Here is a 26,095-nt window from a genome sequence, read left to right on the forward strand (position 1 = left end):
CACCCCGTTGACGAGGTGGCTGGACAACTTGCCTTCCGGCATGGCCTTCACCGCGATGGAGATGAGGCGCTTGCCGCCCGGCGACTGGCGCGCGTCCCCGCCCCCCCGGGGGGCCGCGGCCTGTTCCCCCCTGGCGCGCACCCGGCCGATGGGCAGGGTGTTCTGGGCGTCGGAGGAGGGCACGGGCCAGACCGTATCAATCGAATCCGGGCGCGACGGTCAGGTCGAGCGTTTCGGTCAACGCGCAGAGAGATTCGGTCATCGCAGCCGGGGGTGCGCGCTCCCTACCGTCGAGTCAGGCACTGCCCAACGACGCGCACAGGAGAGACAGCCGTGGCCGACAACGAGGGTTTCAACCTCGATCACCTAGACACTTGGGGCGAGGAACAGCGGTTCAAGGTCGACGCCGAGCAGACCATCGCGTACGCCGAAGCCACCAACGACCCCATCGCGCAGCACCTGGACGGTACCTACGCGCCGCCGGTCTTCGCGGTGGTTCCCGCGATGGTCATGATGGCCGACGCCACCATGTCGGTGGTCCCCGACGAACTGATGATGCGAATCCTGCACGGGGAGCACGACTTCCGGCTCCACCGGCCGATCGTGCCCGGCGAGACCCTGACGGTGCGCGCCAAGCCGATCGGCGTGGAGGGCAAGTCGTCGGGCGTCGTGGTGACCACGCTGATGGAGACCCGCGGCGAAAGCGGCGATCTGGTCAACGAGCAGTACTTCATCGGGTTCTTCCGGGGCGGACAGTTCGAGGGGTCTGTCGGAACAACCAGTCCGGACCACGCCTTCGACGAATCACTGCGCGCCCGCGAGGCCGACTTCACCACGGTGCAGAAGTTCGACGAGGACCAGACCTTCCGCTACTCCGGGCCCGCCGAGGATCCGATGCCGATTCACCTCGACGACGACTTCGCGCGGGCGATGGGGTTGCCCGGCATCATCATTCACGGTCTGTGCACGATCGCCTTCACCTCGCACGCGCTGATCACCGAGATCAGCCCGCAGGACCCGACGCGGCTCAAGCGTCTGGCGGTGCGACTGACCAAACCCGGTCTGCCGCTGGAGACCATCACCACCAGCGTGTGGCGCAAGGGAGTGGTGGGCGACCGCGAGGTCTACGCCTACGAGACGGCGGGCGACGAGAAGCCGGGCAAGTTCCTCATCACCGACGGCCTGGCCGAGTTCGCCACCGCCTGAGCCGCGCCAACTTTCAGGAGTGATCATGTCCAACAGAGTGTTCGTCGTCGGCGTCGGCATGACGAAGTTCGAGAAGCCGGGCCGCCGGGAGGGCTGGGACTACCCGGCCATGGCCAAGGAATCCGGCACCAAGGCGCTCGCGGACGCCGGAATCGAGTACAGCGCGGTGGGCGAGGCCGCCGCGGGCTATTGCTACGGCGACTCGACCAGCGGCCAGCGCGCGATCTACGAACTCGGGATGACCGGTATCCCGATCGTGAACGTCAACAACAACTGTTCCACCGGATCCACCGCGCTCTACCTCGCGGCCAGGGCCATCCGGGGCGGTTTCGTGGACTGCTCGCTGGCCATCGGCTTCGAGAAGATGCAGACCGGTTCCCTGGAGTCGCAGTGGAACGACCGTGAACAGCCGCTCATGAACCACATCCAGGCGCTGGCCGAACTGCGGGACTTCGCCATGCCGGTGGCGCCGTGGATGTTCGGCGCGGCGGGTGTCGAGCACATGGAAACCTATGGCTCAACGCCCGAGCACTACGCCAAGATCGCCGAGAAGAACCACCGGCACTCGGCCAACAATCCGTACGCGCAGTTCCAGGACGTGTACACCCTCGACGAGGTGCGCGAGGCCAAGATGGTCTACGAGCCGCTGGGGATGACCCGGTTGATGTGCTCGCCGACCTCCGACGGCTCCGCCGCCGCCGTGCTCGCCAGTGAGCGTTTCGTCGACGAGCACGGGCTCGGCGATCGGGCGGTCGAGATCGTCGGCCAGGCCGTGGTCACCGACCTGGAATCCAGTTTCACCGCTGAGACCGCCCGCGCGCTGGTCGGCATCGACATGACCGCGGCCGCCGCGCGCCAGGTGTACGAGCAGGCCGGAATCGGGCCCGAGGACGTCGACGTCATCGAACTGCACGACTGCTTCGCGCCCAACGAACTGCTCACCTACGAGGCGCTGGGGCTGGCGGCCGAGGGCGAGGGCCACAAACTCATCGACAACGGCGACACCACCTACGGCGGTCGCTGGGTGGTCAACCCCTCCGGCGGCCTGATCTCGAAGGGCCACCCGCTCGGCGCGACCGGCCTGGCGCAGTGCGCCGAGATGACCTGGCAGTTGCGCGGTGAGGCCGAACAGCGGCAGGTGGTCTCGGCCGCCGCCGCCTCCGGTGTCGCGCTGGCGCACAACATCGGGCTCGGTGGCGCGTCCTTCGTCACCGCCTACCGCCCCGCGAACCGCTGACGCGCGGACGCGGCACCACAGATCCGTTCCATCACAACGCATCAGGAGAAAAGATCATGGCCAAGGCCAACGTTTCCAAGGAATTCCCCGTCGCACAGGACAAGCTGTGGGCGGCGATCTCCGACCCGCGCCGGTTCGAGGAATGGCTGACGGTGCACACCAAGTGGAAGTCCGAGCCGCCGGCCCAGCTCTCGCAGGGCGCAACCATGGCCGAGGTGCTGACCATCATGGGGATGGCCAACACCATCGATTTCACGGTCGAGACCTACGACGCTCCCCACACCACGAAGTTCTCCGGCACCGGGATGGCGGGCGCGAAGATCAGCTTCACCCTGTCCGTGGCGGCCGACGGCGCCGACGCGTCCACCGCCACCATCGACGCCGAGTTCATCAGCCAGATGATGGTCGGCGCGATCGGCGGCGCGATCGAGCGCGCCACCACCAAGGAACTGACCGCCTCGCTGGACAAGCTCGCCGCGCTCGTCGGCTGAGTCCCCGGCACCTTCTACACAGACGGAGAAACCCATGGGTTCAATGGAGAACCGTGTCGCCGTGGTCACCGGCGCGGGACGCGGCATCGGCCGTGAGCACGCCCTGCTGTTTGCCCGCGAGGGCGCGAGCGTGGTCGTCAACGATCTCGGCGGCGGAAACGACGGCAGCGGTACCGACACCGGTCCGGCCCAGGAGGTGGTGGCCGAGATCCGCGCCGCGGGTGGGTCGGCCGTCGCCAACACCGACAACATCGCGACCTGGGCCGGCGCGCAGAACCTGGTGCAGCAGGCGATCTCGGAATTCGGCGGCCTCGACATCGTGGTGAACAACGCGGGCATCCTGCGCGACGGCTTCGTCGCGGGCATGGATGAGGCGCAATGGGATTCGGTCATCGCGGTCCATCTCAAGGGACACTTCGCGGTGCTCCACCACGCCGCCGCCTACTGGAAGGACCAGAGCAAGGCGGGCACGCCGGTCAACGCCGCGGTGATCAACACCGCCTCCGCGTCGGGCACCTTCATGCCCAACCCGGGACAGGCGAACTACGGCGCCGCCAAGGCGGGCATCGCCGCGCTCACCGAGGTCGCCGCGGTGGAGCTGGAGCGCTACGGCGTGCGGGTGAACGCCATCGCGCCGGTCGCGCGTACCCGGCTCACCCTGGCCACCCCCGGCATGGGCGCGATCTTCGCCGAGGAAGTGGACGAGGGCGAGTTCGACGCGTTCAGCCCGGCCAACATCGCGCCGGTCGTCGCCTACCTGGCCGGCACCGACTGCCCGCTCACCGGCAAGGTGCTGGCGGTGCAGGGTGGCGCCATCTCGCTGCTGCAGGGCTGGACCACCAAGGAGACGGTGGAGACCGACGGGCCCTGGCTGCTGGACAAGCTGCCCGCGCAGCTGAACCACTGGTCCAAGGCCGAGTAGTGATCGGCGAACGGCGTGCGGGTTACGCCGGATATCGCACCCGTGAGCTGTTTGTCGAAGGCGCGGGGCCGAAGCTGGTGCTGGTGCACGGCTTCGGCCACCCCGCACCCTGTTGGCGGCCGGTCCTGGAGCGCTGCGCCCGTGCCCACCGGCCGGCCGTCGCGATCGATCTGCCCGGCTTCGGGCTGGCGGACCCGCTGGCGCCCGGACCGGCGCTGCCCCAGCTGGTTCGCTTTCTCGAGGCCGTCGTCACCGCCCAGGGGGCGAGCGCGCCCGTGGTGCTGGTGGGCAATTCGCTCGGTGCTGCCACGGCGGTGCGCATGCTCGACACCGTGCCGGGACTGCCGGTCCGCGGACTGGTGGCCCTCGATATCGCCACCGACCAGTGGACTCCGCTGGTGAAGACGCTGCTGGTCGCCGACGGCCGGGCCTTCACGGCGGCGGCCGGATTGCCGCTGCCCCGGCTGCTGCAAGGCTCCGCGTCCAGGCGGGTGGTGGCCCGGCTGCTGTACGGCGATCCCCGCGCGGCCGACCCGGCGATGGTGCGGATGCTGGCCGACCAGTTCTCCACCCGCACCGGGCGACGCGAGCTGGCCCGTCTCGCCACCCGCTTGAAGGCGGAGGTGTCGGCGGCCGCCCGGACCGGCGACATCGCCTGTCCCACCATCGTGGTGCACGGTCGGCGCGATCTGGTGGTCGCCCCGGCCGCCAGCCGCAATCTGCACGCGGCCGTACCGGGCAGCCGTCTCGTCCTGCTCGACGGCATCGGCCACTGCCCGCATCTGGACGCCCCCGACGACATCGTCGCGCTGGCGACCGAACTCGCGGGACCGATGCACACCGCACACGCCGGCACCGCGTGACTTCGATCTGCGATCAGTGAGGAACAACCATGACGGATACAGCGGCCGCGGTACGCGGCAAGGTTGTCGCGATCACCGGCGGCGCCCGCGGCATCGGGCTGGCGACCGCCACCGCCCTGCACCGGCTGGGCGCGCACGTCGCGATCGGCGACATCGACGAGCAGGCGGTACGGGCGTCCGGGAAGTCGCTCGGACTCGAGGTGTACGCGACACTCGATGTGACCGACCCGGATTCGTTCGAGGCCTTCCTCGACGAGGTGCAGACCCGGCTCGGACCGGTCGACGTGCTGGTGAACAACGCCGGCATCATGCCCGTCGGCCTGATCGCCGACGAGCCGGACGCGGTGACCCGGCGCATTCTCGACATCAACACCTACGGCGTCATCGTCGGAACGAAAGCGGCTGTGCGGCGGATGCTTCCGCGCGGCCGCGGCCATGTGATCAATGTGTCGTCGATGGCGGGCGAGACGTACACGGCGGGCCTGTCCACCTACTGCGCCAGCAAGTACGCCGTGATCGGTTTCACCGAGTCGGTGCGCGTGGAGCATCGCGGGAGCGGACTCGACTTCTCGCTCATGCTGCCGTCGTTCGTGAACACCGAGCTGACCGCGGGCACCAAGGGCATCCGGGGTTTTCGTAATGCCGAACCCGAGGACATCGCCGCGGGCATTCTCTCGCTCATCGCGCGTCCGCGCCCCAAGCTGCGCGTCAGCCGGGTGTTCGGCGCGGCGGTCGTGGCACAGAAGTTCCTGCCGCGCCGGGTCGGCGAGGCGCTGACCCGATTGCTGGGCGGTGAGCATGTCTTCACCGATGACGTCGATCCGGTGCAGCGCCGGGCCTACGAAGAGCGTGCCCGCGCGCAGGGCGACTGATCAGCCCGTACGACACCATCGTTCGATCACACGAGGACGCCAGCAATGACGAATCGGTCCATAGACCCCCAGCCCGCCACCATGTGCGAGGCGTTTCAAGAGACGGTGCGCCGCTACCCGGATGAGGTCGCGCTGCGCACGGTGGGTGGCGCGGTCACCCTCACCTGGCGGCAGTACGCGGATCGGGTGCGCAGGGTCGCGGCGGGCCTGGCGGGGCTGGGCGTCGCCCCGGGCGACACCGTGGCGCTCATGCTCACCAACCGACCCGAGTTCCACGTGTGTGATACCGCGGTCCTGCACCTCGGCGCGACCCCGTTCTCGATGTACAACACCAACCCGGCCGACATGCTGGCGTATCTGTTCGAGAACGCGGGCAACCGGGTGGTGGTCTGCGAGCGGCAGTTCCTGCCGACGGTGCTGGCCGCCCGCGAGCTCGGCGGCGCGGTCGAGCGCGTGGTGTGCGTCGACGACGCCGACGAGGAGTTCCCGGCCGGTGATGCCGCCGCTGGCGTGCTCACCCTCGATGACCTCGTCGCGGCCCCGGCCGACGGTTTCGACTTCGACGCGGCCTGGCGGGCGGTGGGTCCGGAGGACCTGCTCACCATCGTGTACACCTCCGGCACCACCGGCCCGCCGAAGGGCGTCGAGCTGACCCATCGCAACTTCATCGAGAACGCGCGCGTCATGGCGGAATTCGGTGGCATCGGGGCGGCCGATCGGGCCATCTCGTATCTGCCGGACGCGCATGCCGCCAACCGCTGGTTCGCCCACTACGGCGGCATCCTGTCCGGTGCCCAGGTCACCACGGTCGCGGACATGAAGACGATTCTCGCCGCGCTGACCGAGGTGCGGCCCACCCTGTTCCTCGGCGTTCCGCGCGTCTGGGTGAAGCTCAAGGCGGCGATCGAGGCCGGGCTCGACGAGGAGCCGAGCGCGCTCCGGCGGCGGTTGGCGTGGTGGGCGATCGAGGTCGGCCGCCACCGCGCCCGGCTGGCGTCGGCGGGCCGCTCGCCGAGCGCGCTGGACGCGGTGCGGTACGCGATCGCCGATCGGGTGGTGCTGTCGCGCGTGCGGGCGAAGCTGGGCATGGACCGACTGCGGATCGGTGTCACCGGGGCCGCGCCGATCCCGCCCGAGGTGCACGAATTCGTGCTGGCACTCGGAGTTCCGCTCAGTGAGGGCTGGGGAATGAGTGAATGCACGGCCGCCATCACGGTCAACCGGCTCGAGCGCATCAAGCTCGGTACCGTGGGAACCCCGGTGCCGGGGGCCGAGATCCGCATCGCCGAGGACGGTGAGGTGCTGGCCCGCGGCCCCATGGTGATGCGCGGCTACCGCGCCGATCCCGAGAAGACGGCGGAGACGATCGACGCCGACGGCTGGTTGCGCACCGGTGACATCGGCGAGATCGACGCCGACGGCTATCTGCGGATCGTCGACCGGAAGAAGGAACTCATCATCAACGCGGCAGGCAAGAACATGTCGCCGACCAATATCGAGAACACGCTCGCCGCCAACAGCCCGCTGGTGGGCGCCGCCGTCGTGATCGGCGATCAACGCCCCTACAACGTGGCGCTGATCTGCCTGGATCCCGATGCCGCCGCGGCCTTCGCCGCCAAGCACGATCTCGCTGACACCGCGGTCGCCACGCTGGCGGGCCATCCCGTCGTCCGCGAGGCCTTGCAGGCCGGAGTGGACACCGCGAACGCGAAACTCGCCCGGGTGGAACAGATCAAGAAGTTCACCGTCTTGACCGAGACGTGGGAACCGGGCAGCGCGTACCTCACCCCCACCGGCAAGCTCAAGCGCAAACCCATCGCCACCGACTACCGCGCCACCATCGATGACCTCTATCGATAGTCTCGCCGTCGACCCACCGCGCGCGGTCCTGCGCGCCCGCCGCCGCAGGCATCTGCTCGCGGCCGCGGGCGAGGTGTTCGCCCGGCAGGGCTACCACGCGGCGACCATGGACGAGATCGCCCACCGCGCCGGCTTCAGCAAACCGACGGTCTACGTGCAATTCCCGAGCAAGCTCGCGCTCTATCTCGAGGTTCTGCAGAACCACATCGACGACCTGATCGAGGTGGTGCGCACCGCCCTGCGTTCGACCACGGGCAATCGCGCGCGGGTGCACGCCGTGGTCGCCGCCTATTTCGACTTCGTCGACCACAACTCCGTGGGCTACCACCTGATCTTCGAATCGGACGCCACGATCGAACCCTCCGTCCAGTGGCGCGTCGGCAACGCCATCGACGCCTGCGTGACCGCGGCCGCCGATCTCATCGCCCACGATGGCGACCTCGATCCTTTCCGCGCCCGCATGCTCGCCGTCGGCATGGTCGGGGCCAGCCGCTCCGGTGCCGCGCACTGGGTCGAATCGAACCGCGAGATCCCCAAGGCGGTCGCGGTGCGGCTCACCGCCGAGCTGTGCTGGGGCGGACTGGCCGGGATCCCGCTGCGCGACGACCTGTGAGGGATGTCGCGAGCGTTCGGGTCAAGGGTGTGAGCGGCGCGATCATGGTCGGCCCGCACCCTACGAATCTACGTTTATGCGCAATTGGCTGCTGATAGGGGAATTCGATGTATGTCGGCACGTTCGCGGTCGCTCAACGCCTTTCGTCCGCTTTCTCGACCGGGGCGACGACACGATGAGGGCGCGATCAGCAGTAGGACGGTCGCCGGATATGGCGACCACCGATGAAGTGCCACTGTCGGCCGTCTTGCGCAAGAACTTCACCGATACCGTGGTGTCGGGATTGCGCACCACGGGCCGCCTGGTCCGGCTGTCGAGCGAATCGGTGAGTGGGGCCGCGAGCGATACCGTCCGCCGTCGATTCCCCTGGCAGGAGATGTTGCGGCAGGCCTGGTACCTGATCACCGTCACGACCTTGCCCGCGGTGCTCATGGCCGTGCCGTTCGGCGTCATCGTGTCCGTCCAGATCGGAAACCTGATCCATCAACTCGGCGCCGACTCACTGCTCGGCGCGGCCAGCGGGCTCGGGGTGATCAAGCAGGGGGCGCCCATCGCCACCGGGCTGCTGCTGGGCGGCGCGGGTGCGGCGGCCATCGCGGCCGATCTCGGCGCGCGCACCATCCGCGAGGAAGTCGACGCGCTGCGGGTGATGGGCATCAGTCCGGTACATCGGCTGGTGATTCCGCGCATGGCGGCCATGGTGCTGATCGCGCCGCTGCTCAACATCTTGATCATCGTCACCGGTGTGGTCGCGGGCTTCACGGTCGCGGTCGGCACCCAGGGTGCGGTATCCGGCAGCTACTGGGCCACTTTCGGTTCCTTCACCACGGTGACCGATATCGCGATCTCGCTGTTCAAGGCGGTGTTGTTCGGGTTCATCGTCGTCATGATCGCCTGCCAGCGCGGATTGGAGGCGCGGGGCGGGCCGCGCGGGGTGTCCGACGCGGTCAACGCCTCGGTCGTGTTGTCGGTGGTGGCGATCCTGGTGGTGAACCTGGTGATCACGCAGCTGGTCACCATGTTCGCGCCGACGAGGCTGGCGTGATGACGGCGACTCCCTACGCGCCCAGAGGGTTACGGCACGTCTACCGGATCGTGCGCCATCGCGAGCGGGCCCTCGCGCCGATCGACTCGGCCGGGTTCGTCCTCGGTTTCGTCTGGCAGGTGCTGTCCTCGATTCCCCTGACCCTGCGGCACTATCGCGCGCAGACCCTGCGCACCACCGCCGAATTGACTTGGGGCCGTGGCTCACTCATCGTCGGCGGTGGCACTCTGCCCATGCTGGTGGTGTTGGGTATCGTGCTCGGTGCCGGCATGGGGATCGAAGCGTTCGCGACGCTGAACATGATCGGGCTCGGACCGCTCACCGGCATCGTGTCCGCCTTCGCCAGCACCCGCGAACTCGCGCCCATCATCGCCGCCATCGGCTTCGCCGCGCAGGCGGGGTGCCGGATGACCGCCGAGATCGGTTCCATGCGCATCTCCGAGGAGATCGATGCCATCGAATGCCTGGGCTTGCGGTCGGTGCCGTTCGTCGTGACGACCCGGGTCATCGCCGGGGTGCTGGTGCTGGTGCCGTGCTTCGTGGTGACGCTGATCCTGGCGTATCTGTCGTGTGCCGCCGTGGTGGTCAGCGTGCACGGGCAGGCGGCGGGGGTCTACGCGCACTACTTCGACCAGTTCGTCAGCGGCGGCGACGTCCTGGCGGCGGTGGGCAAGGTGCTGGTGTTCGGGCTGGCGGTGATCCTGATCCACAGCTATCAGGGGTTCTTCGCCACCGGCGGGCCCGAGGGCGTCGGCATTGCCTCCGGGCGGGCCGTCCGCGCCAGTTTCGTCGCCATCATCGCCCTCGACATGGTGCTGAGCATCATGCTGTGGGGCTTCCACTCGTCGATCACTTTCACGGGGTAGACAGATGCCGAAATACGGAATGCCCGGCGTCGCCGTCGATGAACGGGTCTCGCGCAGAGCGGGATTCGCGGCCCTCGCGGTCGCGGCGGTGGTCACGGCGGCGGGGCTGGGCATCCAGTCCCTGCGCGCGGACGCGGGCATCGAGGTGGTGCTGCGCACTCCGCTGGTCGGGGACGGCGTGGTCACCGGAGCCGACGTCCGCCTCGACGGGGTCACGGTCGGCCGGATCGCCGACATCGCCGTCGACGAGCGCGGTTCGCCGCGCCTCACGCTCCGATTGGACGATACCCAGCTCGCCGGTCTGACCGACAGCCTGCTCGTGGACTACGCGCCGTCGAACATGTTCGGCATCAGCGAGGTCGAGCTGCGGCGCGGGCCCGGCGGAGCGCCGCTGCGCGACGGCGCGGTGGTCGACCTCGCCGGCGCCGAGGCGCACCGGGTCTCCGACGCCACCATGGGCGCGCTGATGCGCTCGCTCGCGGCGACCACCGACCAGGTGCTCACGCCACGGCTGACCGATCTGCTCACCCGCCTGGCCGGCGATCTGAAAGCCTTCACGCCGATCCTGGAGGCGGTGGTCATGCTCGGGCGTTCGGTGGCCGACACCCAGCGGCTGGACCCCTCGTACCTGATCGGCCGGTACGCCGACACCCTCGCCGGCGCCGCGCGATTCAGCGCGGGGACCATCGAACTGCTCGACCGGATCAACAACATCGAGGCGCTGCGCGGTGACCGACGAGCCTTCGACGGCGGCATCCAGATGATCGTCGAGCAACTCTTCGTGCCCGGTGTCTCCGAACTCGCGCTGAGCCTGCGACAGCACCTGGGCGGCTACGCCGAGATCCTGACACCCCTGCTCACGGCCGCCGCCGCGACCGTCGCCGACCCGCGACGATCGAGTGCGGAGGTACGCGCGCTGCTGGCGGGTGTCGATCGCTCCTTCGTCGACACCCCCGAGGGGCCGGTGCTGCGACTCGAGGTCGTCGTAAGCGCGATTCCGGTGCTCGCGCCGGTGCTGGGCGGTGGCCAGCGATGACATCCATTGCGGGAGTGAGCGTCCGGCTGGGGCTCTTCGCCGTCGGCATGGTGGTGCTGCTGGTCGGGGTGATCAGCGCCATCACCCGTCCGGTGCCCGGCGACACCGACACCTTCACCGCGATGTTCACCGACGCCAACGGCCTGAAAACCGGCGACGACGTGCGCATGTTCGGCGTGCAGGTGGGCAAGGTCGGCGAGATCGGGCTCAGCGGCGGGCAGGCCGAGGTGCGGATGAGCGTGCAGCGCTCGCATCCGGTGTACGACACCAGCACCCTGGTCATCCGGTACCAGTCACTGACGGGCCAGCGCTACCTCGACATCCGCCAGCCCGCCGTCGCCGGGCACCGGCTGGCCACCGGGACCACGATCGGCACCGAGCACACGGTCCCGTCCTTCGACATCACCACGCTGTTCAACGGACTGCAGCCGGTGCTGGCCGACTTCTCGCCCGCCGCGCTGAATCAGCTGGCGCAGAGCGTGCTGGCCGTGGTCGAGGGCAACGGCACCGGCATCGGGCCCGCGCTCGACGCCATCGAGCGGCTCAGTCGCTACGTCACCGATCGGCAGACCGTGATCTCGGCGCTGGTGCGCAATCTCGGCGACATCGCCGGACAGCTGGGCGGGCGATCACCCCATCTCGAGACGTTGATCGCCGGACTCACAGACTTGTTCACGGTGCTGGAGCAGAAGGTGTACGGGTTGGTCGACTTCGCGGTCACCGCTCCCGGTGTACTCGGCCCGATCGACAGTCTGGCGGCCACGCTCGGCCTGAACGTGGGCTACAACGCCGACGCCGACGCGCTGATCCGGACCGCCATTCCGGATCCGGACACGGCGGTTCAGGCGCTCGGGCGGCTGCCCGGGTTGGTGCAGTCGCTCAACACCCTCATCCCGGCGACCGGCCCCGGCGTCGACCTCACCTGCTCGCGCGGCCGAGCCGAGGTTCCCGGCGTCGTCGCCGTCCTGATCGATGGCCGGAGGATCTCGATTTGCAACCGATGAAGGACAAGTGGCGCAGGCGTGCCCCGGGACAACCCGACGAGGCGACGCTCGCGCGGCGGGAACTGCGCTGGGGACTCGGCGGCGCCCTCGCGGTGGTGACACTGCTCGCTGCGGGCACGATCCTCTACGTCGCCCCGGTCGGGCGCGCCGAATACACCGCGGAGCTGACCGAGTCCGACGCCATCCGTCCCGGCGACGATGTGCGAATCGCGGGTATCCCGGTGGGCAGCGTGACCTCGCTCGTGCTGCGCGATGACCGGGTGCGAATGACCTTCACCGTCGACGACGCGGTGCGGCTCGGCGACAAGACGACCTTGGCCGTTCGGATGCTCACGGTAGCGGGCGGCCACTATCTGGCCGTGTCCCCGGCGGGCACCGAACCCCTGGGCCGCACACCGATTCCGGCGGATCGGGTGCGATTGCCCTACAGCCTCGGGCAGGCGTTCCAGGACGCGGCTCGACCGATCGCCCAGGTCGACGGCGACACCGTGCGCAAGAATTTCGCCGCCCTGCAACAGTCGCTGGATCGCAGCCCGGACGGTCTGCGGCAGCTGGGTACCAGCATCGACGCGGTCGTCGACATTCTCGATCGGCAGAACCAGGACGTCTCCCAGGCGCTGTCGATCGCCGGCGAGTATCTCACCTCGATCAACGCCACCTCGCAGCTCTACGGGCGGCTCAACGCGGAGTTGAGCCTGGTGGAAACGCTGCTGCTGGACAAGAAGTCGGAGATCGCGGTGTCGATCCAGTTGCTCGACAACGTCTTCTCCCGCATCGCCGCGCTGGAGCCGGCCTACGCGAACACCCTGAAGCCGATGGCCGCCGAGCTCGCCCGCGCGCTACCGGAACTGCGGTCGCTGGGCGATCGGTTCGACGGTCTGATCGGGTCGTTGCGCAACACGATCGCGCGGCTGGGCGAACTCAGCGGGCCGGATGGGCTCGCGATCGACCATTCGACCGCGGCCGTGCGCACCGGCGGGGTGTGCGTTCCGGTACCGGGAAGGACCTGCTGATGTTGCGGCGACTCTTCGCTTCCCGGGGATTCCTGTCGGTCTCCGGTGTCGTACTCGTCACCACAGCTGTCGTGGGCGGGTACGCCGTCGCCACCGACGCGGGACGGCCGACACGCGCCTACTGTGCCCTGATGCCCGACGCCATCGGGTTGTATCCGGGCAGTCACGTGACGCTGCGCGGTGTGCGGGTGGGCGCGGTGTCGGCACTGCGCCCCGAGGGCACGGGAGTGCGGGTGGACTTCCGGGTAGACGCGGATCATCCGCTGCGCGGGGCGGTTTCCGCCGTCACCGTGTCGGACACCCTGGTCGCCGACCGGGACCTGGCCGTGCTCACCGAGGGCGCCGGCGCGTCCGAGTGGGACCAGCGCGCCTGCGTCACCGACACCCTCACCCCCAAGAGCATGACGCAGACCATGGCGGCACTGGAGAAACTGTCCGGCGCGCTCACCGCGGGCGAGGATCCGGCCGAGCGCCAACTACTCGGCCGCGGCCTGGCCGCCTTCGACCGGGCCACCGCGGGTACCGGCCCCTCCTTGAACGCGCTGATCCGCGCACTCGGCTCGGCCCTGGATTCGCCCGACGCCGCCATCGGCAACATCGGCGCGCTGATCGACGCGATGTCCGAACTGGCCGCGAAACTCGGAACCCACTGGGGCGCGGTGGAACAGACGCTGACCCGGCTGGGCGAGACCCTGCGCTACGTCAACGGGGAGCTGCTCCCCGTGGTGGTCGATGCCATCAACCGCCTGAAGGTGATCCTGATCTGGTTCAACGACCTCACCCGCACCTTCGGTGGCGCCCTGCTCGACGGCCTCGACGCCACGGTTCCGCTGGTGCGTCTGCTCAGCGCGAACGTGGGCTCACTGCACGAGCTCGTCGACATGATCCCGCCGATCACCGCGGCCTTTCGCAAGTCCGCCGATCCCGAGACGGGATTGACCGCAATCGACTACGCGCCACCGAAACTCACCGTCGCGCAGCCCGAGGCCGACCAGGTCTGCGCCGCGATCAACGCGCTCACGCCCGGCGGCTGCGCGAACAGCGGCGCCGCGATGGCCGATATCGACCTGACCCGTCTGATTCTCGGTGCCGGAGGTGCGCGATGAGACACGCTGTCGCCAAGAGCTTGTCCGCGCTGACGGTGACCGCGGCGCTGGCCGGTTGCGCGTTCGATCCCTCCGCGCTCACCCCGCCCGGAGCCGGGGTCGACGGGCCGACCTACCGGCTGCACATCGAATTCGCCGACGCGCTGAACCTGCCTGCCCGAGCGCAGGTGGTGGCCAATGGCGTCCAGGTCGGCGACCTGCGCGCCGTCACGGTCGTCGATCCGACGCCGAGCAGCGCGGGCTACGTGATCGCCGATGTCGAGATCAGCCGCGCGGTCCGCCTGCCGGTGGACACCCGCGCGCAACTGCGCCAGAACACGCTGCTCGGCGACGTGTTCATCGCGCTGTCCGCGCCGACGGGCCAGGCGGTGTCGCTCCCCGACAACGGCACCATCCCGCTGGCGCGCAGTGAACCGGCGCTGCAGGTCGAGGACGCGCTGGCCGGGCTGGCGACGTTCGTGCAGGGCGGTGCCGTGCATCAGTTCCAGGACATCGTCAACCGGATGAACACGGTGCTGCCCGCCGAACCGGCCGACAGCGCCCGCATCGCCGAGGTTCTCGGCCGAGATCTCACCGACGTCGCCGCGCACCTCGACGGTGTCGGCGCGCTGCTCGACGGCGTGCACGCCAATACGCAAGTGCTGGTGGACAATCGCCGCGCGTTGAGCGAACTGCTCTCCGAGACCGGCGCGACCCACGTCACCGAGGCGGTGCGCTCGATCATCCTGGTCCTCGGTGCTTTCGGGGCGCTCGGCACCGTCGCGCACAGCCTGGAATGGCTGGGTCCGACCGTCGTCGCGGGTGACGCCGCGGCCAAGGCGCTGCTGCCGATGCTGTTCACCGACCGGCCGCTGGATCCGAACGCGTCGTCCAACCTGAACACCCTGGTGTCGCTGATCCGCGATCGGTTGCTGCCGTTCCTCGAACGCGGGGTGAAGGTCGACGTGGTGCCCGTGCTCGGTGCCACCGGCGACCGCGCCGAGCAGACCGCCCGCATCGTCGACACCCTGCGCATGATCGGACTTCTACGATGACCCGCGGCGTCACCGCCTCCCTGGCCGCCCTCGCCGGCGTGCTGCTGATCGGCATCAGCTACCTGACCTTCAGCGTGGTCGGGGTGGACTGGTTCACCCGGTACACCCGGTTGACCATGGTGCTCGCCGATTCCGGCAGCCTCGGCCCGCGGTCGCCGGTGCTGCTGTCGGGCATCCGGGTCGGTGAGGTCACCGGCGTACGTACCGTCGCCACGGGCGTGGAGGTGGCCCTGCGCGTCGACGACGAGTACCGGATTCCGGTGGCCAGCACCGCCGTCATCGAGAACCTGTCGGCGCTCGGCGAGCCCTACGTCCAGTTCGTCCCGACCCGGGCGGGCGCGCCCTACCTGGCCGACGGCCAGACCATCGAGACCAGCGCGGTGCGCACCCCGACCTCTCTTCCCGAGGTCGCCCGCCGGGTGACCGAACTGCTGAACCAGCTCGACCCCAGTACGATTCGCTCCCTCATCGACACGTTCAGCCAGGGCTTGGCGGGCACCGAAGCGATCATGCCCCAGTTGGCGCGGTCGACCAGTTTGCTCGCCGCCACCTTGCTCAGCCGCACCGACAAGATCCGCGCTCTGCTCACCGACCTGCAGACCCTCGGCGGCGAGATGGACTGGACCGGAGCCGCGCTGGCCGACGCCGGGCCCGAATGGGGCGCGCTCGGCGGCACTTTCGACGATGCGGCCGAGGCTGTCGCGGCCTGGGCGAACATCGGCGACGTCCCCACCGACTACACCACCGGGACCGGACTGGTGCCGTTCCTCGACCAGCTACGGGACTGGGTCGACCGTGTCGGCCCCGAGCTGTCGGCGCTGGTTCCCGTGCTCGCTCCGCTGGCCCAGAACTCGACGTCGGCGCTGCGCCGGATCGACCTGGGCAGTTTGATCTCGCAGGCGCTGGAGGCCGTCGGCGAGGACGGGAGGCTGCGCGTGCAGATCCACGTCAAGTAACGCCCTTCACCCTCGAGCTTGCAGGAGTCACCATGTCCGTCGAAACCCCCGAGCAGACCACGACCGCTGCCGACGCGCCCACCAGGGCCGCCACCGAACCGAGGCGTAGACCACGCAGCGTGTCCTTCTCGCTCAACGCCGTGATCGGCGTGGCCGCCGCGGTGGCCGCCGTGGCGATCATGGTGACGCTCGGCGGGCTGCTGTGGTCGGCTCGGGCCGAGCTCGCGGCTCAGCGGGCGACGGCCGACGATCAGCGGCGGGCCGAACAGATCGCCGCTGACTACGCGGTCGGCGCCTCCACCATCAACTATCAGGATCTCAATCCCTGGTTCGCCGAGCTGAAGTCGAATACCGCCCCCGCGCTGGCGAATAAATTCGACGCGACGGCCCCGGCGTTGCGGGAGATCCTGGTCCCGTTGAAGTGGACCTCCAACTCCACTCCCATCACCGCCGAGGTGATGTCGGAGGCGAACGGCGTCTATCAGGTGAACGTCTTCGTCAATGTCACCTCGACCAGTGCGCAGGCGCCGGAGGGCGGCCAGAGCACCGTCACCTACACCGTGTCGGTGGATCGCGGCGCGGACTGGAAGATCACCGACGTCGGCGGCATGGACGGCGCGCTGCCGATCAAGTAGTCCGGGCGCTGGTCCGCAGCGGACCGCCCATCGGTCCCGGCCGGATCGGCGGGCCGCCCGGTTTCGGGCACCCCGCCGATCGTCGGATCACGCCAGGCCGTCACGGCCGAGGCGTCAGCGCGACCGGATCTGGTAGATCCCGCTGGTCGTCGCCACGACGGTGCCGGTGTCGTCGGTGACCTTCGCGGCCAGCACGAATTCCACCTTGCCCGCGGCTGCGAGTTCCACCGGTAGCCGCGCCCAGGTGGCATCGTCGAATTCGGCGGTCGCGCGGATGTCGGAGGTGGCCGGGCGGTGGTAGTCGATCTGGAGAGACTTGACCGTCGGGTAATACCGCTGCGGGTCGAAGCGCGGGAAGAACAGAGCCCCGCCCAGCATCTCGGCCGCGCCGAAAATCGTCGCCGCGTACATGGTGCCGAGGTGGTTGGCATTACCGGCCAACGGCGCCACGGCGACCGCTCGGCGCGCTGTCAGCTCGACGAGATGGATGCCGAGGCCGTGCATCGGCGGGATCGTGTGCTCGATACCCGCGTTGATCACCTCGATCAACTGCCGTTCGGGCAGTTCGGCGAGCGCGGGCGGAGATTTCGGCATGGGGCACCTTCCTATTTGCAGATCAAGTGATCTGTAAATGCAGCATACAGAACAAGTGATCCGTATGTGTAGGGTGAACTCCGTGACAGCCACCGACCGGCCCGTCCGGCGAACCCAGAGCCAGCGCAGGGAACAGACGCGCTCCGCGTTGATCGAGGCGACCATCGCGACGATCGAGCGCTCGGGTTTCCACGCGGCCACCAACCGGGCCATCGTGGACCGCGCGGGCACCTCGCTCGGCGCGATGTCGCATCAGTTCGCCGGCCGGAACGAGCTGATCGCCGCCGCCCTCGACGAGGTCGGCCGACGAGCGGTGACCGAGCTGGCCCGGCACGCGGCCGCACTCGGCGACGGCGGCCCACCGCGGACCACCCAGCTGCTCGACCTGCTGTGGCAGCTCTTCGACGGAAACCTCTTCCAGGTGTGGGTCAAGGTGTGGTCCGCCGCCGCGGACGATCCCGAGCTCTACGCCGCCCTGGCCCCGAACGAGGAACAGCTGTCCACCGCGATCGCCGCCGTGGTCGCCGACCTCACGCCACACCGGGCCGGCGACCGAACGTGGTCGCGCAGACTGGGTGTGGCCGTCGACACGATGCGCGGCTTGGCCCTGGCAGCGCGGTTCGAGCCACACCGGGCCGACCGCGCCCGCGATCGCTGGCCGGGCACGCGCACCGAACTCGTCCGCCTCATCGACGGCTGAGCGTTTCGGTCAACGAGCCGAGAGGTTCGGTCACGGCGGGAGGCGAATTCTGCTGCCTACAGTCGAGAGTGGCGTGGCCGACCACGTCGACGGCGTGGCGACGGCGGCACTGTCCGCGGCCCGGCCGGAGCCGACCAGGATGAGGACACGCGATGATCGACGAAACCTCCGTACCCGCAGGGTATTTCGAGGTACGCAACCCCGCGGACGGCCGATCGGTCGGCACGGCGGCCGAGCGATCCACCGCTGAGGTGGCCGCGCTGGCCACGTCGCTGCGGGCCGCGCAACCGGCATGGGCCGCAGCGGGGCCCGGCGAGCGCGCCGAATGGCTGTTCGCCCTGCAGGATTGGGTCGTCGATCACCGCGCGGAACTGGCCGACATCGTGCAGTCCGAGAGCGGAAAGGCCCGGCCCGAGGCGGAGCTGGAGCCCGCCGCCTGGATCGACGTCATCAACTACTACGCCGGCAACGCGGCGAAGTTCCTCGCCGAGCAGCACCCCGCGCCGCACAGCCCGCTCGGTGCGGTGAAGCGGCTGAGCGTGACCTACCGGCCGTACCCGCTGGTCGGCGTGATCACCCCGTGGAACTATCCGCTGGCCATGGGCGCGCTCGACATCCCCGCCGCGCTGCTGGCGGGAGCCGCCGTGCTGCACAAACCTTCCGAGGTGACGTCACTCTCGGCGCTCGCCCTGGCGCGCGGGTGGGCCGAGATCGGCGCGCCGCCGGTGTTCGCGGTGGCCACCGGGGCCGGCGCGGTCGGCAGCGCGGTGGTCGAGGCCGCCGACTACGTGCAGTTCACCGGGTCCACCCGGACCGGGGCGGCCGTCGCCGCCCAGTGTGTTCGGACGTGGAAGCCCTACAGCCTGGAACTCGGCGGCAAGGACCCGGCGATCGTGCTGTCCGACGCCGATCTCGATCACGCCGCGCGCGGCATCGCGTGGGGCGGGCTGTTCAACTCCGGGCAGACCTGCGTGGCCATCGAGCGGGTGTATGTCGAGGAGTCCGTCTACGACGAGTTCGTGCGCAAGCTCGTCGCGCACGTGCGCGAGCTTCGGCAGGGGCACGACGATCGGGACTACCGGTTCGACATCGGGGCGATGGCCACCGCCGCGCAACGCGATCTGGTCGCCCGGCATGTCGAGGCCGCCGTCGGCGCGGGCGCGCGGGCACTCACCGGCGGCAAGCCCGCCGGTACCGGAACCTTCTTCGAACCCACCGTGCTCGTGGACGTGGACCACACCATGGCGGTGGTCACCGAGGAGACCTTCGGGCCGGTGCTGCCGGTGATCAAGGTGCGCGATGAGAACGAGGCCGTCGCGCTGGCCAACGACAGCGTCTACGGCCTGTCCGCCACGGTGTGGACCGGTGATCTCGCGCGTGGCAGGCGAATCGCCGCGCGACTGGAGGCAGGCGCGGTGAACATCAACGACGCCATCGCGAACCTGTTCAGCTTCGCGCTGCCGATGGGTGGCTGGAAACAATCCGGCGTCGGTACCCGCTTCGGTGGTGCCGCGGGGTTGCGCAAATACTGCCGGGCACAAGCGATCACCGAGCCGCGCCTGCCCATGCCGCCCCTGATCTGGTTCCCCTATTCGAAAACCAGCTTTCGCACGGTATACGCGATCATGCGGGCGATCGGGGCACGTGGTCGGCGCCGCTTCACCCGCCCTGCGTGAGGAGGGCGGGTCGGGGGCTCGGGATGATCAGCAACAGCAGACGACGAGCCGCGGCGCCCGGACGCGCTGGACGAGGCGGTCGCCGCCGTGCGTTCCGCGGCGGTGTGACGAAGTGATCTGGTCGCGTGCAGGCGTTACCTCGCGGTGGATCAGGTTCTCCGATTCCGCGACCCCGGATCTTCGTCGCGTCGGCGAGATCGTGGCGAAGGCCGAGGACGTGCGAAGCCGGCCCTACAAGGAGAGGCTCTGAGCGCCCGGCTCCGGAGTGGTTTCAGGCGGAGGCCCGGATGACGACTCGATCGGGAATGATGAGGCTCGTGAAGTCATCGCCGCATGCGTCGACGAGCGCGCCGCCGACCGTGCGACATCGCGATCCCGAGACCGAACGCATGATCGGAGAAAGCATGACCGTCGAATTCCCGCATCTGGACCTGTCCGCCGACGAGGTACTGACCACGACCAGGTCGGTGCGCAAACGTCTCGACCTGGAGCGGCCGGTGCCGCTGGAGGTGATCACCGACGCTTTGGAGGTGGCGCTGCAGGCTCCGTCGGGCAGCAACGCGCAGGGCTGGCATTGGATCGTGCTGACCGATCCCGAGCCCAAGAAGATCGTCGCGGAGTACTACCGCAAGTCCTACACGGCATACGCCGCGGCGGGTGCGGCGGCGCGGGCGGCGAAGCCGCCGAAGGATCTGGAGACCGCGGAGAAGGTGGCCTCGAGCGCGACCTACCTGGCGGAGGTGATGGAGCAGGTGCCGGTGCTGGTGATCGGCGCGATCCACGTTCCGGGCGGACAGCTGCCGGAGGGTAATCAGGCCGGGCTGTGGGGCTCGCTGCTTCCCGCGGCCTGGAGCCTGGCGCTCGCGCTGCGCGAACGCGGCCTCGGATCAGCTTGGACCTCACTGCATCTGGAGTACGAACGAGAGGTCGCCGAGGCACTGGGAATTCCCGGCAGTGTCCGGCAGGGCGTGCTGTTGCCCGTCGCGTACACGAAGGGCACCGACTTCAAGCTCGCCAAACGCGCCCCGCTCGAAACGGTGCTCCACGTCAACAAGTGGTAGCGCGGCCTGCACCGTTTCTCTGGTTCTCGTGTCACGGCACGTGAGCGGTGGCGAAAGCGGTGAATTCCGTGCGGAAGTCGCGGTAGGCGTGGCGCAGGGCGGCGCCGGGCCAGGGGTTCGGCAGGAATTCCGCGGGGAGGATCGGGTCGTGCAGGATGTGGCGCACGACCGCGGCCGCCACCTCGAGGCGGTCCCGCATCGAGTCCGCGGTGTCGAGGGCGGCCAGTAGTCTTGTCGCGGTGTCGGCCCAGTCGGCGGCGTGGAACATGCGGGTGGCGAGGTCGGCGGGGTCGTCGGGGCGGCCGGTGACATAGGTCAGTCGGTGGGCGGCGGTGATCCGGGCGGTGCGCAGGTTGTCCGGGCGGCCCCAGACGCCTTCGCGAATCTCGCCGAACTTGTTGGCCTGCAGCGATTCCCGGAGCAGGGTGCGGTCGGCCGCGGCTTCGGCGCCGGTGGTGACGATCGCTATGCGCCAGTCGCCGTCGTAGGGGCGCAGGATCGGGTCGAGGGCGAGATCCTGCAGTTTCTGGCGGTTCAGCAGTCGCGGGGTGAGCCGGTAGGTCGCGTCGTCGCGTTCGAGGTCGCCCGCCGACACCATGCGGGTCAGTGCCGCGCGCACCGTCGACTCCTGCAGGCCGAGTTCGGTCGCCAGGTACACGATCGTCGCCGCCGACGCCTGCGCCGGGTGCGCGCCGAGCAGCACGCTCAGGATCGCCGAGCGCGCGGTGAGGCGACGCAGCGGCAGCGAGTTCCGCACCATCGGTCGATGGTAGCCAGTGGGCTACGGGGGCCGAGCGAGGATCCGGATTCGGTATTGCAAATTTCGGTCGTACGACGCAAACTTGCAATACCGGTCGCGGGTGAGCCGGGACGCCGAGTGCCGGGAGGATCAGCATGGCAACCCACGAGGTGACGAACCAGGCACCGCCACTGGTCGACTACGACCCGGCCGACTACCCGGTGGTGCTGGAAGCGCTGCACAGGGCGGGCGCGGCCCACGCCCTCGACGAGCTGCACGAGATCGGCCGGCTGGCGGGCAGCGCGCAGGCGCAGGAGTGGGGCGACCTCGCCGAAGCGCACCCACCGGTGCTGAAGACCCATGATCGCTACGGTCATCGCGTCGACGAGGTCGTCTACGACCCCAGCTACCACCGGCTGATGACCAACGCCATCGGCTTCGGCCTGCACGCCGCGCCGTGGGCCGACGATCGCCCGGCTCCCCACCTGGTCCGGGCGGCCAAGATGAGCATCTGGGCCCAGGTGGACGCCGGCCACGGTTGCCCGATGTCGATGACCTACGCGGTGGTGCCCGCGCTGCGGGCGAATCCCGAACTCGCCGCGCGCTACGAGCCGCTGCTCACCAGCGCGGTCTACGATCCCGAATTGCGGGTGCCCACCACCAAGCTCGGCCTCACGGCGGGCATGTCGATGACCGAGAAGCAGGGTGGCTCCGACGTCCGCGCGAACACCACCACGGCCGTGCTCCAGCCCGACGGTTCGTATCGGATCACCGGCCACAAGTGGTTCACCTCGGCGCCGATGTCGGACTTCTTCCTGGTGCTGGCGCAGGCGCCCGGCGGGCTGTCCTGCTTCTTCGTGCCCAGGGTGCTCCCGGACGGCACCCGCAACCCGTTCCACCTGCAGCGGCTGAAGGACAAGCTGGGCAACCACTCCAATGCCAGCAGCGAGGTCGAGTACGACAACACCGTCGGCTGGCTGGTCGGCCCCGAGGGTCGGGGCGTGCCGACCATCGTCGAGATGGTGAACCTCACCCGGCTCGACTGCATTCTCGGCAGCGCCGCGGGCATGCGGATCGGGGTCACCACCGCGACCCATCACGCCGCGCACCGCAGCGCCTTCGGTGCGAGCCTCATCGACCAGCCGTTGATGCGCAACGTGCTCACCGATCTCGCCGTGGAGGCCGAAGCCGCGACCCTGGCCGGACTGTGGCTGGCCGAGCTCACCGACAGCGCGGTGGCCGGTGACGAGCGGGCCGCGACGCTGCGCCGGATCTCGTTGGCGGTGACCAAGTATCACGTCTGCAAGCGCGGCCCGATCCACGCGGCCGAGGCGCTGGAATGCCTGGGCGGCAACGGATATGTCGAAGAGTCGCGGATGCCGCGGCTGTACCGGGAGGCGCCGCTGATGTCGGTGTGGGAAGGCTCCGGCAATGTCGCGGCCCTGGACACCCTGCGCGCCATGGCCAAGCAGCCCGAGACCCTCGGCGTCTTCCTGGACGAGGTGAAGTCGACGGCGGGTTCCTCGGCCGAACTCGACACCGCGATCGGCCACCTCGAGCGGGAGTTCGCCGACTTCGAGACGATGCAGTACCGGGCCCGCCGGGTCGTCGGGCAGATGGCGCAGGTGTTGCAGGGCTCGCTGCTGGTCCGCTACGGGCACCCGGCCGTCGCCGAGGGGTACCTGCGGACCCGGCTCGCGGGCGACCGCGGCGACGTCTTCGGCACCCTCCCGCTCGGCATCGACACCGCGGCGATTCTCGAACGATCCACCCCGAAGCTCGGCTGAGCCGGGCAGGGGACCGCGATCCATGGTCCAGCCCGTCGGCTGACGTCCTTCCGTCGAATCCCAAGGAGCACACCGTGTCCCATTCCGAGCCCGACTCCGGCGAACGGCAGGCGGCCTGGTACGAGAGCTGGACCGAAGGTCCCGAGTCGCCATGGCGGCACCGCCCCGACCCGGACTTCGAGCGCGAATACGCCACGCTCACCTACGAACGGGACGGCCGGATCGCGCGGATCACGTTCAACCGCCCGGACAAGGGCAACGCCATCACTCCGCACACCCCGCGGGATCTGGCGCACGCGGTGGAGCGGGCCGACCTGGACCCGCGGGTGCACGTCATCGTGGTGTCCGGGCGCGGCAAAGGGTTCTGTGGCGGCTACGACCTGGACATGTTCGCCGAGCAGGGTTTCGCGGACGCGGACGGGGCGGACGAGGTCACCGGAACGGTGCTCGACCCGGTGGTGAACGCGATCAACCACAACCCGCGGGGGGTGTGGGATCCGATGATCGATTACGCCATGATGAGCAGGTTCACCAAGGGTTTCGCCAGCCTGATGCACGCCAACAAGCCCACGGTGGCGAAGCTGCACGGCTTCGCGATCGCGGGCGGCACCGACATCGCGCTGCACGCCGATCAGATCATCTGCGCCGACGACACCAAGATCGGCTATCCGCCCACGCGGGTCTGGGGTGTCCCGGCGGCGGGCCTGTGGGCGCACCGGCTCGGCGATCAGCGCGCCAAGCGGCTGCTGTTCACCGGCGACTGCATCAGCGGCAAGCAGGCCGCCGAGTGGGGTCTCGCGGTGGAGTCCTGCCCCGCCGAGGAACTCGACGAGCGCACCGAAGCCCTGGTGGAGCGCATCGCGCGGATGCCGGTCAACCAGCTGATGATGGCCAAGCTCGCGCTCAACTCCGCGCTGAACACCCAGGGCGTCGCGAACTCGGCCATGATCAGCACCGTCTTCGACGGCATCTCCCGGCACACCAGGGAGGGCTATGCCTTCCAGACACGGTCCGCCACCGCCGGTTTCCGGGAGGCCGTGCGCGAACGCGACGAACCGTACGGCGACTACAAGCGCGCCCAGTTCGAGAGCTGACGCCGCGATGGCCGAGCACACCGACCGCGGGTCGCCGACCAGGATGCGCGTTCGCTCTGGTCTCGACCGTCCTCGGCTCTCTACACTGGATTCATGCAGGCAAACGTAGGCGATCGGCTCGTTTTGCACGGCAGGACCGTCGGTCAGCACGACCGAGAGGCGGAAATCGTCGAGGTGCTCGGCCCGGACAGTGAACCCCTGTTCCGGGTGCGGTTCGAGGACGGGCACGAGACGTTGTTCTCGCCAGGGCCCGACACCGTCGTGCAGCATTCCGCCCGATAGTCCGGGCGGGCGGTCATCCGGCCGGATGGATCTGTCTCACCGCCGGGTGCGGAATCCGCTGTTCGGCGCTTTTACTGCGTAGAGGGCCTGGTCGGATCGGTCGAGCAGGCCCTCTACGTCGGCGCCCGCGAGGTGGACGAGGACCGCGCCGATGCTCATGGTCATGGTCAATTCGGTGCCGTCGAGGGTGAACGGCTCGCGTAGGGCGGCGCGCAGCGAGGCGACGACGCGGTCGAGCCGCTCCTGGTCGGCCGGCGGGCCGACCAGCACGATGAACTCGTCGCCGCCGGTGCGCGCCAGCAGACAATCTTGCCGCGCGGCGGCGGAATCCAGTCGCGCCGACAGCGCGGTCAGTATCCGGTCGCCCGCGCTGTGGCCGTAGGTGTCGTTGACGTGTTTGAAGTTGTCGAGGTCGAGCGCGCAGATGCCGGCTCGCGCGTCCGTGGCCGCGTCGGCGATCACGGTCGCCAGGCGGTCGAGCAGGAAGCGGCGGTTGGGCAGTGCGGTGAGGGGGTCGTGTAGGGCCTGCCACTGTAATTGTTCGGTCGCGGTGCGGCGTTCGGTGATGTCCTCGGCGAAGGCGAGGAGGTAGCCGCGATCGGAGTCGGCGGAACGGCAGCGATGAATCGTCCACGCGACGATCGACATCGTCGCGTCGGCGCGCGGGAAACGGCCCTCGACAGTGAAGGTGTCGGCCCGGGAACTCTCGATCCCGGACCGCACCAGATTCCGCATCTCCGCGCGCCGTTCCGGGTCCATGAGCGCGTAGCCGCTGTCGGCCGTGCGTAGTTCGGCCAGACCCCGGCCGGTGAGGCGTTCGAACGCGGGGTTGGCGTCGAGGATGCGGCCGTGTTCGTCGCTGATCGAGATCGCGATGGTCGCGTGGCGGAAGACCATCTCGTAGCGCTCGCTCGCGGCGCGGGCCGCGCACAGCGCGGCGGCGTAGCCGGTGCCGAACCCGCCGAGGACGGCGTCGAGGGCGGCGCCGTCGCCGGGGCACACCCGGTCGAGGTACCGGCGCAAGACCGGAACCGACGCGGCGATCACCGCGGGGTCGGTGAATCCGAGCTCACCCAGCTCGCGGCCGCACCGAGTGGCCGGTGCGGCGTCGGGAACGGAACTCGCGAGTTCGCCGAGCGCCCGCGCGAGCGTGTGGCCGAGTGCGGCCGCGGGCGCGGGCAACGGACCCAGCTCCGCCAAATTCCGGATCCACTGCCGAACGCTGTCATCGAGGGGCGTCATCGCGGTCTCCACGTCGTCCGGACCTGGCTATGGGTGTTCGGGTGCGATACGACCGCCGCCGGGGCCGCCGACCAGGCGATTCCTGATCGCGGGGCGGCGATCGGTGATGGCATGGTAACCGCGTACGCGCGGCGCGCGGCCCAGGCGTGAGCACGCGAACC

At 69.4% G+C, this 26,095-nt stretch carries 26 protein-coding genes and 1 pseudogene; 23 read left to right on the forward strand and 4 right to left on the reverse strand.

Going from position 1 to position 26,095, the window contains the following annotated elements:
• Nucleotides 1–183: pseudogene (locus QH270_RS28470) on the reverse strand (hypothetical protein); the annotation flags it as partial.
• 150 nt (nucleotides 184–333) lie between these two features.
• Between QH270_RS28470 and QH270_RS28475 the strand changes: the two are divergent.
• From QH270_RS28475 to QH270_RS28555, 17 genes are all read left to right on the forward strand, one after another.
• A complete protein-coding gene (locus QH270_RS28475) occupies nucleotides 334–1,206 on the forward strand; it encodes a MaoC/PaaZ C-terminal domain-containing protein (RefSeq protein WP_280347139.1) in 873 nt (290 codons plus the stop codon).
• A 25-nt stretch (nucleotides 1,207–1,231) separates the two neighbouring features.
• A complete protein-coding gene (locus QH270_RS28480) occupies nucleotides 1,232–2,443 on the forward strand; it encodes a lipid-transfer protein (RefSeq protein ID WP_280347140.1) in 1,212 nt (403 codons plus the stop codon).
• A gap of 56 nt (nucleotides 2,444–2,499) precedes the next feature.
• Nucleotides 2,500–2,934, forward strand: coding sequence for a type II toxin-antitoxin system Rv0910 family toxin (locus QH270_RS28485; RefSeq protein ID WP_280347141.1), 435 nt, complete (start codon nucleotides 2,500–2,502; stop codon nucleotides 2,932–2,934).
• Between the two features lie 34 nt (nucleotides 2,935–2,968).
• The gene (locus tag QH270_RS28490) at nucleotides 2,969–3,856 is read left to right on the forward strand and encodes an SDR family oxidoreductase (protein WP_280347144.1); all 888 of its coding nucleotides are present in this window, start codon (nucleotides 2,969–2,971) and stop codon (nucleotides 3,854–3,856) included.
• On the forward strand, nucleotides 3,856–4,719 hold the full coding sequence (locus tag QH270_RS28495) for an alpha/beta fold hydrolase (RefSeq protein ID WP_280347146.1): 864 nt from the start codon (nucleotides 3,856–3,858) through the stop codon (nucleotides 4,717–4,719). The genes QH270_RS28490 and QH270_RS28495 overlap by 1 nt, the downstream gene beginning before the upstream one ends.
• Before the next feature lie 29 nt (nucleotides 4,720–4,748).
• Complete coding sequence (locus tag QH270_RS28500; RefSeq protein ID WP_280347148.1) at nucleotides 4,749–5,591, forward strand: SDR family oxidoreductase; 843 nt, start codon at nucleotides 4,749–4,751, stop codon at nucleotides 5,589–5,591.
• Between the two features lie 45 nt (nucleotides 5,592–5,636).
• Entirely contained in the window at nucleotides 5,637–7,451 is a 1,815-nt protein-coding gene (locus QH270_RS28505; protein ID WP_280347150.1) for an AMP-dependent synthetase/ligase, read from the forward strand.
• On the forward strand, nucleotides 7,435–8,064 hold the full coding sequence (locus QH270_RS28510) for a TetR/AcrR family transcriptional regulator (protein WP_280347152.1): 630 nt from the start codon (nucleotides 7,435–7,437) through the stop codon (nucleotides 8,062–8,064). The genes QH270_RS28505 and QH270_RS28510 overlap by 17 nt, the downstream gene beginning before the upstream one ends.
• A gap of 76 nt (nucleotides 8,065–8,140) precedes the next feature.
• Nucleotides 8,141–9,109 (forward strand): MlaE family ABC transporter permease, encoded by a 969-nt coding sequence (locus tag QH270_RS28515; protein WP_432420442.1) that lies wholly within the window; start codon nucleotides 8,141–8,143, stop codon nucleotides 9,107–9,109.
• Entirely contained in the window at nucleotides 9,109–9,975 is an 867-nt protein-coding gene (locus QH270_RS28520; protein WP_280347155.1) for an ABC transporter permease, read from the forward strand. Before QH270_RS28515 ends, QH270_RS28520 begins: the two co-directional genes overlap by 1 nt.
• Before the next feature lie 4 nt (nucleotides 9,976–9,979).
• Complete coding sequence (locus QH270_RS28525) at nucleotides 9,980–11,011, forward strand: MlaD family protein (RefSeq protein WP_280347157.1); 1,032 nt, start codon at nucleotides 9,980–9,982, stop codon at nucleotides 11,009–11,011.
• The gene (locus tag QH270_RS28530) at nucleotides 11,008–12,015 is read left to right on the forward strand and encodes an MlaD family protein (protein WP_280347159.1); all 1,008 of its coding nucleotides are present in this window, start codon (nucleotides 11,008–11,010) and stop codon (nucleotides 12,013–12,015) included. Before QH270_RS28525 ends, QH270_RS28530 begins: the two co-directional genes overlap by 4 nt.
• Nucleotides 12,012–13,028: an MlaD family protein gene (locus QH270_RS28535; RefSeq protein ID WP_280347228.1), complete on the forward strand. Its 1,017-nt coding sequence runs from the start codon at nucleotides 12,012–12,014 to the stop codon at nucleotides 13,026–13,028. The genes QH270_RS28530 and QH270_RS28535 overlap by 4 nt, the downstream gene beginning before the upstream one ends.
• Nucleotides 13,028–14,134, forward strand: coding sequence for an MlaD family protein (locus QH270_RS28540; protein WP_280347161.1), 1,107 nt, complete (start codon nucleotides 13,028–13,030; stop codon nucleotides 14,132–14,134). The genes QH270_RS28535 and QH270_RS28540 overlap by 1 nt, the downstream gene beginning before the upstream one ends.
• A complete protein-coding gene (locus QH270_RS28545) occupies nucleotides 14,131–15,168 on the forward strand; it encodes an MlaD family protein (protein ID WP_280347163.1) in 1,038 nt (345 codons plus the stop codon). The genes QH270_RS28540 and QH270_RS28545 overlap by 4 nt, the downstream gene beginning before the upstream one ends.
• Nucleotides 15,165–16,124: an MlaD family protein gene (locus QH270_RS28550; protein ID WP_280347165.1), complete on the forward strand. Its 960-nt coding sequence runs from the start codon at nucleotides 15,165–15,167 to the stop codon at nucleotides 16,122–16,124. Before QH270_RS28545 ends, QH270_RS28550 begins: the two co-directional genes overlap by 4 nt.
• Before the next feature lie 32 nt (nucleotides 16,125–16,156).
• The gene (locus QH270_RS28555) at nucleotides 16,157–16,759 is read left to right on the forward strand and encodes a hypothetical protein (RefSeq protein ID WP_280347167.1); all 603 of its coding nucleotides are present in this window, start codon (nucleotides 16,157–16,159) and stop codon (nucleotides 16,757–16,759) included.
• 114 nt (nucleotides 16,760–16,873) lie between these two features.
• On the opposite strand, the gene QH270_RS28560 is transcribed toward QH270_RS28555, so the two are convergent.
• Nucleotides 16,874–17,353 carry a YiiD C-terminal domain-containing protein gene (locus QH270_RS28560; protein WP_280347169.1) on the reverse strand — a complete coding sequence of 160 codons (480 nt, stop codon included), beginning with the start codon at nucleotides 17,351–17,353 and terminating at the stop codon, nucleotides 16,874–16,876.
• A gap of 82 nt (nucleotides 17,354–17,435) precedes the next feature.
• On the opposite strand from QH270_RS28560, the gene QH270_RS28565 reads away from it, so the two are divergent.
• The 3 genes from QH270_RS28565 (at nucleotide 17,436) to QH270_RS28575 (ending at nucleotide 20,790) form a co-directional block, all read left to right on the forward strand.
• Nucleotides 17,436–18,053, forward strand: coding sequence for a TetR/AcrR family transcriptional regulator (locus QH270_RS28565; RefSeq protein ID WP_280347171.1), 618 nt, complete (start codon nucleotides 17,436–17,438; stop codon nucleotides 18,051–18,053).
• A gap of 152 nt (nucleotides 18,054–18,205) precedes the next feature.
• Complete coding sequence (locus tag QH270_RS28570; RefSeq protein ID WP_280347172.1) at nucleotides 18,206–19,729, forward strand: aldehyde dehydrogenase family protein; 1,524 nt, start codon at nucleotides 18,206–18,208, stop codon at nucleotides 19,727–19,729.
• A gap of 404 nt (nucleotides 19,730–20,133) precedes the next feature.
• Nucleotides 20,134–20,790, forward strand: a complete 657-nt coding sequence (locus tag QH270_RS28575; RefSeq protein ID WP_280347173.1) for a nitroreductase family protein — start codon at nucleotides 20,134–20,136, stop codon at nucleotides 20,788–20,790.
• 31 nt (nucleotides 20,791–20,821) lie between these two features.
• Here the strand turns inward: QH270_RS28575 and QH270_RS28580 are convergent, their stop codons facing one another.
• A complete protein-coding gene (locus tag QH270_RS28580; RefSeq protein ID WP_280347175.1) occupies nucleotides 20,822–21,550 on the reverse strand; it encodes a PaaX family transcriptional regulator C-terminal domain-containing protein in 729 nt (242 codons plus the stop codon).
• 134 nt (nucleotides 21,551–21,684) lie between these two features.
• Here QH270_RS28580 and QH270_RS28585 point away from each other — a divergent pair, with 134 nt between their 5' ends.
• The 3 genes from QH270_RS28585 to QH270_RS28595 all read left to right on the forward strand — a co-directional run bounded on the left by QH270_RS28585 (nucleotide 21,685) and on the right by QH270_RS28595 (nucleotide 24,692).
• Nucleotides 21,685–23,316: an acyl-CoA dehydrogenase family protein gene (locus QH270_RS28585; RefSeq protein WP_280347177.1), complete on the forward strand. Its 1,632-nt coding sequence runs from the start codon at nucleotides 21,685–21,687 to the stop codon at nucleotides 23,314–23,316.
• A gap of 74 nt (nucleotides 23,317–23,390) precedes the next feature.
• Nucleotides 23,391–24,410 (forward strand): crotonase/enoyl-CoA hydratase family protein, encoded by a 1,020-nt coding sequence (locus QH270_RS28590; RefSeq protein WP_280347179.1) that lies wholly within the window; start codon nucleotides 23,391–23,393, stop codon nucleotides 24,408–24,410.
• 93 nt (nucleotides 24,411–24,503) lie between these two features.
• A complete protein-coding gene (locus QH270_RS28595) occupies nucleotides 24,504–24,692 on the forward strand; it encodes a DUF1918 domain-containing protein (protein ID WP_280347181.1) in 189 nt (62 codons plus the stop codon).
• Between the two features lie 36 nt (nucleotides 24,693–24,728).
• Here QH270_RS28595 and QH270_RS28600 read toward each other — a convergent pair whose 3' ends face one another.
• The gene (locus tag QH270_RS28600; RefSeq protein WP_280347182.1) at nucleotides 24,729–25,934 is read right to left on the reverse strand and encodes a sensor domain-containing diguanylate cyclase; all 1,206 of its coding nucleotides are present in this window, start codon (nucleotides 25,932–25,934) and stop codon (nucleotides 24,729–24,731) included.
• Nucleotides 25,935–26,095 lie beyond the last annotated feature (161 nt).

It is taken from the genome of Nocardia neocaledoniensis (genome assembly GCF_029868625.1).
Lineage (GTDB): Bacteria > Actinomycetota > Actinomycetes > Mycobacteriales > Mycobacteriaceae > Nocardia > Nocardia neocaledoniensis_A.

Coding starts and splice junctions, on each gene's coding strand:
- QH270_RS28515 (WP_432420442.1), top strand. CDS start 8,141: ATGCGCAATTGGCTGCTGATAGGGGAATTCGATGTATGTCGGCACGTT.
- QH270_RS28530 (WP_280347159.1), top strand. CDS start 11,008: ATGACATCCATTGCGGGAGTGAGCGTCCGGCTGGGGCTCTTCGCCGTC.
- QH270_RS28575 (WP_280347173.1), top strand. CDS start 20,134: ATGACCGTCGAATTCCCGCATCTGGACCTGTCCGCCGACGAGGTACTG.
- QH270_RS28510 (WP_280347152.1), top strand. CDS start 7,435: ATGACCTCTATCGATAGTCTCGCCGTCGACCCACCGCGCGCGGTCCTG.
- QH270_RS28595 (WP_280347181.1), top strand. CDS start 24,504: ATGCAGGCAAACGTAGGCGATCGGCTCGTTTTGCACGGCAGGACCGTC.
- QH270_RS28600 (WP_280347182.1), bottom strand. CDS start 25,934: ATGACGCCCCTCGATGACAGCGTTCGGCAGTGGATCCGGAATTTGGCG.
- QH270_RS28490 (WP_280347144.1), top strand. CDS start 2,969: ATGGGTTCAATGGAGAACCGTGTCGCCGTGGTCACCGGCGCGGGACGC.
- QH270_RS28545 (WP_280347163.1), top strand. CDS start 14,131: ATGAGACACGCTGTCGCCAAGAGCTTGTCCGCGCTGACGGTGACCGCG.
- QH270_RS28520 (WP_280347155.1), top strand. CDS start 9,109: ATGACGGCGACTCCCTACGCGCCCAGAGGGTTACGGCACGTCTACCGG.
- QH270_RS28505 (WP_280347150.1), top strand. CDS start 5,637: ATGACGAATCGGTCCATAGACCCCCAGCCCGCCACCATGTGCGAGGCG.
- QH270_RS28580 (WP_280347175.1), bottom strand. CDS start 21,550: ATGGTGCGGAACTCGCTGCCGCTGCGTCGCCTCACCGCGCGCTCGGCG.
- QH270_RS28500 (WP_280347148.1), top strand. CDS start 4,749: ATGACGGATACAGCGGCCGCGGTACGCGGCAAGGTTGTCGCGATCACC.
- QH270_RS28560 (WP_280347169.1), bottom strand. CDS start 17,353: ATGCCGAAATCTCCGCCCGCGCTCGCCGAACTGCCCGAACGGCAGTTG.
- QH270_RS28535 (WP_280347228.1), top strand. CDS start 12,012: ATGAAGGACAAGTGGCGCAGGCGTGCCCCGGGACAACCCGACGAGGCG.
- QH270_RS28550 (WP_280347165.1), top strand. CDS start 15,165: ATGACCCGCGGCGTCACCGCCTCCCTGGCCGCCCTCGCCGGCGTGCTG.
- QH270_RS28570 (WP_280347172.1), top strand. CDS start 18,206: ATGATCGACGAAACCTCCGTACCCGCAGGGTATTTCGAGGTACGCAAC.
- QH270_RS28555 (WP_280347167.1), top strand. CDS start 16,157: ATGTCCGTCGAAACCCCCGAGCAGACCACGACCGCTGCCGACGCGCCC.
- QH270_RS28540 (WP_280347161.1), top strand. CDS start 13,028: ATGTTGCGGCGACTCTTCGCTTCCCGGGGATTCCTGTCGGTCTCCGGT.
- QH270_RS28480 (WP_280347140.1), top strand. CDS start 1,232: ATGTCCAACAGAGTGTTCGTCGTCGGCGTCGGCATGACGAAGTTCGAG.
- QH270_RS28485 (WP_280347141.1), top strand. CDS start 2,500: ATGGCCAAGGCCAACGTTTCCAAGGAATTCCCCGTCGCACAGGACAAG.
- QH270_RS28525 (WP_280347157.1), top strand. CDS start 9,980: ATGCCGAAATACGGAATGCCCGGCGTCGCCGTCGATGAACGGGTCTCG.
- QH270_RS28585 (WP_280347177.1), top strand. CDS start 21,685: ATGGCAACCCACGAGGTGACGAACCAGGCACCGCCACTGGTCGACTAC.